Below are 10,887 nucleotides of genomic sequence, written 5' to 3' on the forward strand. Positions count from 1 at the left end.
TTATGTAGTCTATTATAGTAAAACCATTAATTTGGTAACGTTTGGGTTCTTTAATTATCGTATTATTAAGTAACTGTTAAGAATTGGTTAAAACATGGTACTTTGTAATACATAATACGATGAAATGAATTACTTTTACATCAGAAATTAAAAATCATCAATAATCAATTAATAAACAATCAATCATTATGAAAAAATCAGTTATTTATTTAGGACTAGCCTTAGTAGCATTTGGAAATGTAGCAATGGCTTCAAACGGAGTTTCAACTGTTAAAAATCCAATTGAACGTACAGGTTATACAGCAAACCCTTTAAATGTTGCTATTAGCAAAGGAGATATTGAAACAGTTAAGAAATTTATTGAGTACGGAGCAGATGTAAATTTAATCTCAGAAGATCTTACTCCATTAATGACAGCTGCACGTTATAACAAATTTGAAATCATTAAAGTTTTATTGGCAAATGGCGCAAAAGCTAGTGCAAAAAATGAAAATGGTTTTACTGCATTGAAATATGCAGAATTATCAAATGCTTCAGAATCTATTGCGATTTTGAAAGATTTGAAATAACAGTATAAAAAGTTTTGAGTTAGTAGAAAAAAAGACCTTTGTGAGCAGAAGGTCTTTTTTTTGTTTTAGAATGAACTCTAAAATAAAAAAGCATCATTATAAAAATGATGCTTCTTCTTTTTTAAATCCCAACAAATTGATTTAAAACTAAATATTTTGATTGCTTATTCTATTGGCACATCTTTTTTTCTATTGAATACCCAGAATAAAATTGGGAATACTAATAAAGTTAAGACTGTAGCGGTCATTAAACCACCGATAATGACAATAGCAAGTGGTTTTTGAGATTCTGAACCAATTCCCGTAGAAATTGCAGCAGGCATAAGACCTATAGAAGCCATTAAGGCAGTCATAACTACAGCTCTTGTTCTAGCTTTTACCCCTCTAAAAATAGATTCTTCTAGAGAGAATTTTGCTTTGAGATTGTGGTGAAATTTAGAAATCAGAATAACTCCATTTTGAATACAAATTCCTAAAAGAGCAATAAATCCAACTCCAGCAGAAATTCCGAAATTCATTCCTGTAATATGAAGTGCAATGATTCCGCCAATAATGGCAAATGGAACGTTGGCAAGAACAAGAAGAGAATCCTTAAAGTTTCCAAACAAAATAAATAAAAGAACAAAAATTCCAATTAAGCTTATCGGTACAACTTGTGCTAAGCGAGCGCTAGCACGAACTTGATTTTCAAATTCTCCTGTCCAGCCTGTTGTGTAACCTGCAGGAAGTTTCAATTTATTTACTTTTGATTGTGCTTCAGCAATGGTACTTCCTAAATCTCTATCACGAACAGAAAATTTAACTCCTATAAAACGCTTGGTATTATCTCTGTAAATAAACGCAGGACCTGTAATGGTTTTGATGTCGCAAATTTCTTTTAAAGGAATTTTGATTCCGCTGATGGTTGGAACTTTAATTTCTTCTAAATCTTTTTCGTCTTTTCTATATTCTTTTGAAAAACGAACACGAACATCAAATTTTTTCTCATCCTCGTATTTTTCAGTTGCTGTTTTTCCTCCAAAAGCTAATTCTAAAACGGCTTGAGCATCACTTAAAGTTACTCCGTAAGCAGCCATTTTTTCTCTATCAAGAATAACGCTTATTTCTGGCTGACCAACATTTCTTAAAATACCTGCGTCTTTAATACCTGGAATATTTTTAATCTGTGCCAAAACTTCATTTGCGAGCTGATCCAATTTATTCAAATCATCGCCATAAATCTTAACCGCATTTGATGCTTTAAATCCCGCTACCGATTCGGCAACGTTATCAATTACTGGTTGCGAGTAATTATAGGTTATCCCTTGGTGAACTTTTAGTTTTTCATCCATTTCATTAATCAATTCATCCATAGAAATTTTACGTTTCCATTCTTTTTGCGGAATTAAGTCTACTTGTAGCTGGATAAACCCAAAACCATTTGGATCGGTTCCGTCATTGCTTCGTCCAGTTTGCGATAATACCTTTTTTACCTCTGGAAAACTTTCTAAGTCTTTTCTAATTATTGCCGCTGTTTTAACACTTTCGGGAAGAGAAGTGCTCATTGGTAATTCGGCAGTAACCCATAATGCGCCCTCATTTAATTGAGGTAAAAATTCTGTTCCTAAGAAACCTGCAGAAAAGAAAACACCAACCAGTAGCGCCGTAGAAGCAATTAGAGTTTGTACTTTATGTTTGAATGTCCATGCAAAACCTTTAGAAACAATTCGATCCCAAAAATTAACAAACGGATTGTGTTTTTCTTTTACATTTTTATTCAATAAAATATGCGAAAGAACGGGTACTAGAGTTAATGTAAATATAAGCGCTCCCAACAATGCAAAACCTAATGTAAAGGCTAGGGGAGAGAACATTTTTCCTTCTACTTTTTGGAACGAGAATATAGGCAGCAAAGCCGTGATAATGATTAACTTTGAAAAGAAAATAGCTTTACCCATTTCAGTTCCTGTTCTTTTGATCAAGCTTCCTTTGGCAATTTTATTAAATTTCTCCATGCCCAATTGATGCGCTCGATGATCTAAAACTACAAACAAGCCTTCGACCATTACAACGGCTCCATCAATGATAATCCCGAAATCGACAGCACCTAAACTTAATAAGTTGGCGCTCATTCCCATCATTTTAAGACATAAAAAAGCAAATAATAAAGAAAGCGGAATTACGATCGAAACTGTAAAAGTAGTTCTCCAGTCTGCCATAAATAAGAATACCACGACAGTAACCAGAATAATACCTTCAAATAAGTTGTGCATTACGGTTTCGGTCGTAAAATTCATCAAATTATCACGATCGTAGAAAGTTTCAATTTTAATATCTTTTGGCAAGACATTATCATTGAGATCTTTGATTTTTGCTTTTATAAGGGCAAGTGTTTCTTGAGGGTTTTCACCTTTTCTCATTACTACAATTCCTTCAACGGCATCGTCATTATCTCCAAGACCGGTCTGACCAACTCTTGGCATTGAACTTTCGTAAACTTCGGCTAGATTTTTAACCAAAATTGGATTTCCAGCAGCATCATCAACAATAATATTTCCAATATCTGCCTTTGATTTTAACAAACCAACACCACGAACCACAAAAGCTTGTCCGTTTTTTTCAATAACATCACCACCAACATTTATGTTTCCAGCATTTACGGCATTGTAAACTTGCAAAGGCGTAATATTGTATTTGGCTAATTTTATAGGATCAACTCCAATTTCATACGTTTTAGTCTGACCTCCAAAAACATTTAAATCTGCAACACCTGGAAGCGAGCGCAATTGTTTGTCGATAACCCAGTTTTGATACGTCAATAATTCTCTACTGTCTCTGCTGTCACTTTTTACAATATACCTAAAAATCTCGCCTGTTGGCCCGTAAGGTGGCTGAACATCTGGTTCTACATCATCGGGAAGTGAAACATTCTTCAATAAATTGTTTACTTGAAAACGAGCAAAAGTATCATCAACGCCATCATCAAAAATGATTTTGATAACCGATAAACCGAACATGGTAATGCTTCGAACACTTGTTTTCTTTTGAACAGAGTTCATCGCAATTTCAATTGGAGAGGTTACAAAACGCTCTACCTCTTCAGCACTTTTTCCGTTCCATTGCGTGATGATGATAATCTGTGTATTGGTAACATCTGGGAAAGCATCGATAGGCATATTTTTGAATGAAATAAATCCAGCAACAGCCAATAATCCTACCCAAAAGAAGGTGAATGCTTTATTCTTTAAAGAGAAAGCAATAATGTTTTTTATGAATTTGTTCATGTTCTTAGTTGTTTAAAGCACCATAAATAAATAGCTGATTGTTTGTGATTACTTTTTCATTCTCCTTTAATCCGCTTGAAATGTAAGTAGTATCACCAACAACTCTGTAAACTTCTACTTGTCTTGTTTCTATATTATTACGGTCTTTAAATACCACAACAAAGTTTTTACTTTTATCAAAAACAATTGCTTTACTCGGCACGGCTATCATAGATTGATTTTCATTGAAAGACAATTTAATATTAGCATTCATATCTGGCTTAAGCATATAATCTGGATTGCTCAGTTTGATTCTAGCCTGCATTGCTTTAGTTTCTGGATCAATTACATTGTAGATTTTGTCTACTTTTCCTTGAAATATTCTATCTGGGTAGCTTAAAGTAGTTACCGCAGCAGAAGTTCCTAACTTTACTTTATTAATGTCTATTTCATTAATATTGGCCATTGCCCATACTTCACTAATTTCTGCAATATCAAATATGTTTTCAGAACGGTCGTTACGCAAAAGCATATCTTGATTAATGCTTTTTTGAATTATAAAACCGCTTATAGGTGCTGTTACTTCGTAAATAGATCCCGCTTTGATATTGTAAATTTTATACGTTTCTTGAATCTTGCTTAATTGCGACTGCGCTTTATTTACTTCCGATTTCGCTTGGAGAACATCGCTTTCAGAATTTAATTTTCCGTCAAATAATTCTTGTGCAACCTTCAAGTTGTTTTTAGCAACAAGCAAATCACTTTTAGCATCTATAGCTTGTTTTTCAAAATCGGCGACATCGGTACTTTTTATCGTTGCCAGAACTTGTCCTTTTTTTACATAATCCCCAAGTTCCACATTTACCTTCATAACATTTCCGCCAACTAGTGGGTAAACATCAATCATTTTATTGTTGTCAGCAGTAATTTTTCCGTAAAAACTAAGTTCGTTTTTTAACGGCTGAGTTTTAGCTTCGGCTGTTGTAGTGCTTTTTAGCATAGTATTACTTAAAACAAAAGACGTATTTGTTTCAGGATTCTCTACTTGTTTTTTGCAGCCTGTTAGGGATAGACTTGCAATTGCGATTCCTATGAATAATGTATGTTTCATTTCTTTGCTGTTTTAAAATAAATCTTTGTTAATGGTACTATTTAATTCTTCGCCGGCTATTACTACTTTTTTCTTTAATTCGTTTAATTGAATTATTGCCTGATTGTAGCTTTCCATAAAATCGGTAAATTCTAAAAGGCTTACATTTCGTTTCTGAAAATTGGTTAGCATTCCATTGTAAACGGCTTCAAAGTCTGAGTTTACCGTTGGCTTAATCACACTGTAGTTTTGTCTCGATTCATCCCATTTTGTCCAAGCCGAAGTAATTTCAGTTTGAAGTTGCAGTTCAAAATTCTGTTTTTCAACCTTAGATTGTTCTAAAATAGTTTGGGCATACTTAATGTTTCCTTTGTTCTTATTCCATAACGGCAACGGAATCCCAACACTAACATTGGCTTCGTTGTTGAAAGCTCCACTTCGCTGATCATAATTGGCTCCTAAAGTAAGATCTGGAATCGCAAGTGATTTCTGCCATTTTACATTCAATTCATTGGCTTCAATCTCTTTCTGTTTTGCTAAATAATCAGGTCGATTTGCAATAGCTTGTTCTTCAAAGCTTTTAAGGTCAAAAGCAATAACTTTTAAATATTTATTCGAATCCTCTTTGCTAACAGAAGGAATTACATTTTCAGTTTCATTCAACAGCAATTTCAAATTAGCTTGTTCTTCTATATTGTTGTTAATTACTTCCAAACGTTCGTTTTTAAAGTTGAGATACAACGATTGCAAACGAACAACATCCTTTAAAGGAATATTTCCTTTTTGAGCTTGAACGGAATAAGAATTGATCAAATTTTCGATATGAGCTAACTGTTTATCAGTATTTTCAAGGTTTTTGGTATTGTAATAAACGGTGTAAAAGCTTTTGCGAAGTTGTAGTTTTAAAGTACGCAATAAATCATTGAATGAAAGTTCGGCCAATTGCGCATTGGTTTGCGCAAGTTTGATTTCATTGCGCTTTTTACCGCCAAGATAAATAAGTTGTTCAATGCCAAATACTTTTTGCCCCTCTTTGCCTATGTCAAAAAACTTATCTCTTTCGGGGTTGTACGCATTCAGTTCGGCTGTTATTACAGGGTTTTCCCAAATGCGCGCCTGAATGGTTAGAGCCTTTGAAGCATCGATGTTGTATTGCGATGCCAGCAAGAATAAATTCTTTTTTAAAAATTGGCTTTCACAGTCCTGAAGAGTGACTGTTTTTTGCGCTATTGCAGTCTGATTCAAAACTGCAAATAACAGCAATGCGAATAACTTTTTCATTGTATTGATTTTGAGTTATACAAATATGCTATCAACAGGCTTTAGGGGAGCTTAAAATCTACCTTAAAAATAGCTTAAAAAAGTTTACAATTCGAAAAATAATTGAAATAAATTCGTGTTAATATTTGGTGCTGAGTAGGTTATGTTAGCTTTGTGAACCGTCAGAATGCGATGAACAATTCTTAAACCAAGCCCAAAGCCAGAAGTTCTTTTTGAATTTTGTCCGCGCATAAAAGGCTCAAAAAGATTTTTTTGTTCTTCTTCGTTTAAAGTGTCTCCAGTATTCGAAACGGAAATGATAAGATGGTAATGGTCAGTGCTTATTTTTACTTTTGCCTGTTTATTGTCCGAATAGATGTAGGCATTTTTTAAGATATTAGTTAAAGCAATTTCCAAAAGATTTCTATTTCCTTTTATTTCCAAAGCAGTATCCAGATCGTCACTTTCTTCCATTTCAAAAAGAATAACAAAATCGGGAAATGTTTTGTTGATTTTTTCTATTGAAGAAAATAAAATTTCATCTAGACGTTGAACTTCTATGTTTTCTGTGTTCCTATTGTCGATTTTTGAAAGAATAAGCAGCGAATTAATTAGTTCGCCCAAATGATTAACATCAGCCAATATATTTTTAAGGAAAGAATTATTCTTCGGTTTTAGATCTGGATCAGCAATAGCGTTTTCAATCTGAGAAGTCATTCTAGAAAGCGGTGTTCTTAATTCATGTGAGGCATGAGCAGTAAATTCCTTCTGTTTTTGATACGAAACTTCAATTCGATCCATCATAAAATTAAACTCATCGGCAAGCAGATCGACTTCATTTCTGGTGCTGTTGGATGCAATTCTGGTATCGAGATTATTTTCGTTTATGTTTTTTATTTTTTGATGAAAAGCAAGAAGCGGATTCATCGCTTTTCTAACCATAAAAGAGGTTAATAGCCAGCAGATCGTAGTAAAGAAAATATACGAAACAACTAATGTGTATCTTAAAAAAAGTAATTTCTTTTTGCCATAATCATCAGTTGCTGATATCAAAGCATAAAAGTCCTTGTCGTTTGTATCATAAAAAACGCCATAGACTTCATAATCTCCTTGTTGCTTAAAAAAAGTTTTATTCTTTTTTAAATATTTCAAGTCTTCAACCGACCAATTAATTTTGGCATCGTCAATACTGCTATAGATTAGCTTATAATTAGAATCGAAAACTAAGGTTTTCTCGTCATATAGTTTGTTAATAGAATTTTGATCTATTATTTTTAAAAGCTGGTTATCAATCTGTTTGACATTCACCAATAATTTGATGTTCGATAAAGCTTTAATTTCTAATCGATCACGGAACTCTTCTTTTCTATAATTAGAATACAAAATGAATATCACTGTAGATGCCAGCCCGAAAAGGATGGTAAACAGTAAACTTACTAAAAGTGATATTCTATTTTTTAATGTCATTCCTGATCGCTTAGATAATAGCCGTAGCCAACCTTAGTACGGATAAGTTTTATTTCGTGATCCTTGTCTATTTTCTTTCTCAAAAAGTTAATGTAAACTTCAATTGTATTTTGATTGGTTTCAATATGGTAGTCCCAAAGTTTTTCAGCAATAAATTGTTTCGAAAGCACTTTTCCTTTGGCATGAGCCAAAATTAAAATCAACTTAAATTCTTTCGGAGTAAGTTTAATTTCTTCATTAGATCTAAAGACCTTCATATCTTCTTCAAAAATTTCTAAATCTTTGACTACAATTTTGCTTTCTATCTGTTGTGGAACTTCCTTTCGTCTTAAAAGAGATTGTACTCTAGCGTATAATTCTTCAAAATGAAATGGTTTAACCAAATAATCATCTGCACCATTATCAAAAGAAGATAGTTTATCTTCGATTTCACTAAAAGCGGTCAGCATGATTATTGGCGTTTTATTATCAATTTTGCGAATGCCTTTGCAAACTTCTATTCCGTTTAATCCAGGAACATTGATGTCAAGAATAATCAAATCGTATTCGTAAGGAAAATATTTCTTCAGCAATAACGAACCATCATAATAAGGAACACACTCGAACTTCTTAGAGGTAAAGAATGCTGAGATTTCTTTAGACAAAGTAAAATCGTCTTCGAGTAGTAGTATTTTCATTCTTGAAGGAAATTTATAAATTCGGCCATTTTGAGAAACAGCCGAATTTAATATAAGGTATTGTTTTAATTGAAATAAGAGAACGTCTCATTGTTCTCAATCTTCTGTAATGACTCATAAATCAATTGAATAACATTTTCAACATCCTCTCTATGAACCATTTCTACAGTTGTATGCATGTAACGCAATGGAAGCGAAATCAATGCAGAAGGAACACCTCCATTGCTATAAGCAAAAGCATCAGTATCTGTCCCTGTAGCACGAGAAGTAGCATGTCTCTGAAAAGGAATTTTGTTTTCTTCGGCAGTATCTACAATCAAATCGCGAAGTTTATTCTGAATAGCAGGAGAGTACCCAATAACAGGACCTTTCCCCATTTTAAGGTCGCCTTCCACTTTTTTATCAATCATTGGAGTAGTGGTGTCATGGCAAACATCGGTTACAATCGCAACATTTGGTTTTATTCTATGTGCGATCATTTCGGCACCGCGAAGACCAATTTCCTCCTGAACAGAATTTACAATATATAAACCAAAAGGAAGGGTTTTATTGTTTTCTTTTAATAAACGAGCAACTTCAGCAATCATAAAACCGCCCATTCTATTGTCGATCGCACGGCAGACAAATTTGTTTTCGTTCAAAATCATAAATTCATCCGGATAAGTAATAACACATCCAACATGAACGCCTAAAGCTTCAACTTGCTCTTTGTTTTCGCAACCTAAATCAATAAAAATATTACTTAGTTTAGGAATCTCTTCCTTGTCGCGTAAACGAGTATGAATTGCAGGCCATCCAAAAACGCCTTTAACAATTCCATTTTTAGTATGAATGTTGACTCTTTTAGAAGGAGCAATTTGATGATCAGAACCACCATTTCTAATAACATATATTAAACCATCTTCCGTAATATAATTCACATACCACGAAATTTCATCAGCATGTCCCTCAATAACAACTTTATACGGAGCGTCAGGATTGATTACTCCCACAGCAGTTCCGTAAGTATCAGTTATAAAAGTGTCAACATATGGTTTCAAGTACTCCATCCAAAGTTTTTGGCCTTCACTTTCGTAACCGGTAGGAGAAGCGTTATTAAGGTAGCTTTCTAAGAATGCTATAGAAGTATCATTTAAGATAGAATTTGTGCTCATAAAAATATTTTTCTGCTAAAATATAAATTTGGTATTAGAGTTGTGTATAAATATATAATTTTACACTTAAATTATGATTCAATGAGATTAACCACCATTTTATTTATACTCTTAGTTTGTTTTTCTTCTAAAGCCCAAGTTACTCCCAAAGAGAACGAACAAATGGGATATATATTAACAGAGAAAGATTCTATTTTAGGCGACACCATTCAATTGCCAGAAATAATTATTTCAAAAGGGCAGAAGATGAGTCCAGAAGAAATGAAACAATTTCAAATTCTTCAAAATAGAGTTTATAAAGTTTATCCGTATGCAAAATTGGCTGCAGAACGATTAACGGCACTGAATAACGGAATGGCGCGTTTGAAAACCAACCGTGAAAAAAAGAAGTATTTCAAAATTGTAGAAGATTATCTAAATAATGAATTCGAAGAAAGACTTAAAAAACTTTCTAGAAAACAAGGACAGATTTTAGTAAAGCTAGTCCACCGCCAAACAGGAATTACAACGTACGAACTCATAAAAACACTAAAAAGCGGATTCAAAGCCTTCGTTTCGAATACAACAGCCAATTTGTTTGATATTAGTTTAAAAGAAGAATACAAACCCTATGATGTCAATGAAGACTATTTGATAGAAACCATTTTGGTCAGAGCATTTGAATCTGGTCGATTGTCAAATCAAAAACCAGCCAATCCTCTGAATTATGAAGATCTAGCGGAAAAGTGGCAGCAAAAAGCAAAAGATCTAAATAAGAAATAAGTATACATATATATATAAGGTATATAAACCCGACAGTTTTTTAAAATCTGTCGGGTTTGTTTTTGTACATATATATAAGTAGAAAACTTAGATTGTCTGGCTGAGCGAAGTCGAAGCCTTTTATACAATATATAATAAGGAGCTTAATCCCGCTATCCGCTCCAATCTTTTGTGCCGAACCCCGGCACAAAAGGATTTCCACTTCTATCGGGGCTAGGGCACAGGTTTCCAGAAGAAAAAAAACAGGGAAGAATGGACGGTCCCAGAAGAAAAAACAGCACCAAAAAGAAACTTTGTGCCTCTGTGCCTTTGCGAGATTAAATAAAATCCAGCTTTGAGCCCTAGCGCCTTTGTGGCGGAATACCCCAAAGAAAAGCAAAACGAAGAAAAACCTCACAAGTGTTCAAAAAAGTTTAAAATGTAAATATGCTGTTATGAGTGAGTTAAGAAATAAAGCAAAAAAAGATGGGAAAAATGTAAAAAAAAGGCTTGGAAATGTAAATAAAGGTTCTACTTTTGCACCCGCAACAGCGAAGGCGTTCATCGGAATACTGGCAGGAAAGGAGAATTAGACGGAAAGAAATTTTCAAAAAAAAAGATTCGAAAAAGCTTGCGAGATTTGAAAATGCTTTCTACATTTGCACCCCGCAAAACACGGAAAGTTCA

Annotated in this window: 9 protein-coding genes; 3 read left to right on the top strand and 6 right to left on the bottom strand. The window is 33.6% G+C overall.

What is annotated here, in order from left to right:
- Window positions 1-188 precede the first annotated feature (188 nt).
- Window positions 189-569, top strand: a complete 381-nt coding sequence (locus AC3Y25_RS21180) for an ankyrin repeat domain-containing protein (RefSeq protein ID WP_250837538.1) — start codon at window positions 189-191, stop codon at window positions 567-569.
- A gap of 164 nt (window positions 570-733) precedes the next feature.
- Here the strand turns inward: AC3Y25_RS21180 and AC3Y25_RS21185 are convergent, their stop codons facing one another.
- The 6 genes from AC3Y25_RS21185 to AC3Y25_RS21210 form a co-directional block, all read right to left on the bottom strand.
- Window positions 734-3,832 (bottom strand): efflux RND transporter permease subunit, encoded by a 3,099-nt coding sequence (locus AC3Y25_RS21185; RefSeq protein ID WP_489904105.1) that lies wholly within the window; start codon window positions 3,830-3,832, stop codon window positions 734-736.
- A 4-nt stretch (window positions 3,833-3,836) separates the two neighbouring features.
- A complete protein-coding gene (locus tag AC3Y25_RS21190; protein WP_489904106.1) occupies window positions 3,837-4,922 on the bottom strand; it encodes an efflux RND transporter periplasmic adaptor subunit in 1,086 nt (361 codons plus the stop codon).
- A 12-nt stretch (window positions 4,923-4,934) separates the two neighbouring features.
- A complete protein-coding gene (locus tag AC3Y25_RS21195) occupies window positions 4,935-6,182 on the bottom strand; it encodes a TolC family protein (protein ID WP_489904107.1) in 1,248 nt (415 codons plus the stop codon).
- 84 nt (window positions 6,183-6,266) lie between these two features.
- Window positions 6,267-7,628, bottom strand: coding sequence for a sensor histidine kinase (locus AC3Y25_RS21200; RefSeq protein WP_489904108.1), 1,362 nt, complete (start codon window positions 7,626-7,628; stop codon window positions 6,267-6,269).
- Window positions 7,625-8,305: a response regulator transcription factor gene (locus AC3Y25_RS21205; RefSeq protein WP_489904109.1), complete on the bottom strand. Its 681-nt coding sequence runs from the start codon at window positions 8,303-8,305 to the stop codon at window positions 7,625-7,627. The genes AC3Y25_RS21200 and AC3Y25_RS21205 overlap by 4 nt, the downstream gene beginning before the upstream one ends.
- Window positions 8,306-8,370: 65 nt before the next feature.
- Complete coding sequence (locus AC3Y25_RS21210; protein WP_095929999.1) at window positions 8,371-9,459, bottom strand: M42 family metallopeptidase; 1,089 nt, start codon at window positions 9,457-9,459, stop codon at window positions 8,371-8,373.
- 81 nt (window positions 9,460-9,540) lie between these two features.
- On the opposite strand from AC3Y25_RS21210, the gene AC3Y25_RS21215 reads away from it, so the two are divergent.
- Complete coding sequence (locus AC3Y25_RS21215; RefSeq protein ID WP_489904110.1) at window positions 9,541-10,221, top strand: DUF4294 domain-containing protein; 681 nt, start codon at window positions 9,541-9,543, stop codon at window positions 10,219-10,221.
- Window positions 10,222-10,655: 434 nt separating this feature from the next.
- Complete coding sequence (locus AC3Y25_RS21220) at window positions 10,656-10,793, top strand: hypothetical protein (protein WP_489904111.1); 138 nt, start codon at window positions 10,656-10,658, stop codon at window positions 10,791-10,793.
- Window positions 10,794-10,887 lie beyond the last annotated feature (94 nt).

The sequence above is a fragment of the Flavobacterium sp. LK-23 genome, assembly GCF_058135255.1.

Excerpts from the sequence above, each read along its gene's own strand:
- AC3Y25_RS21200 (WP_489904108.1), bottom strand. The coding sequence starts at position 7,628 with ATGACATTAAAAAATAGAATATCACTTTTAGTAAGTTTACTGTTTACC.
- AC3Y25_RS21185 (WP_489904105.1), bottom strand. The coding sequence starts at position 3,832 with ATGAACAAATTCATAAAAAACATTATTGCTTTCTCTTTAAAGAATAAA.
- AC3Y25_RS21210 (WP_095929999.1), bottom strand. The coding sequence starts at position 9,459 with ATGAGCACAAATTCTATCTTAAATGATACTTCTATAGCATTCTTAGAA.
- AC3Y25_RS21205 (WP_489904109.1), bottom strand. The coding sequence starts at position 8,305 with ATGAAAATACTACTACTCGAAGACGATTTTACTTTGTCTAAAGAAATC.
- AC3Y25_RS21220 (WP_489904111.1), top strand. The coding sequence starts at position 10,656 with ATGAGTGAGTTAAGAAATAAAGCAAAAAAAGATGGGAAAAATGTAAAA.
- AC3Y25_RS21215 (WP_489904110.1), top strand. The coding sequence starts at position 9,541 with ATGAGATTAACCACCATTTTATTTATACTCTTAGTTTGTTTTTCTTCT.
- AC3Y25_RS21195 (WP_489904107.1), bottom strand. The coding sequence starts at position 6,182 with ATGAAAAAGTTATTCGCATTGCTGTTATTTGCAGTTTTGAATCAGACT.
- AC3Y25_RS21190 (WP_489904106.1), bottom strand. The coding sequence starts at position 4,922 with ATGAAACATACATTATTCATAGGAATCGCAATTGCAAGTCTATCCCTA.
- AC3Y25_RS21180 (WP_250837538.1), top strand. The coding sequence starts at position 189 with ATGAAAAAATCAGTTATTTATTTAGGACTAGCCTTAGTAGCATTTGGA.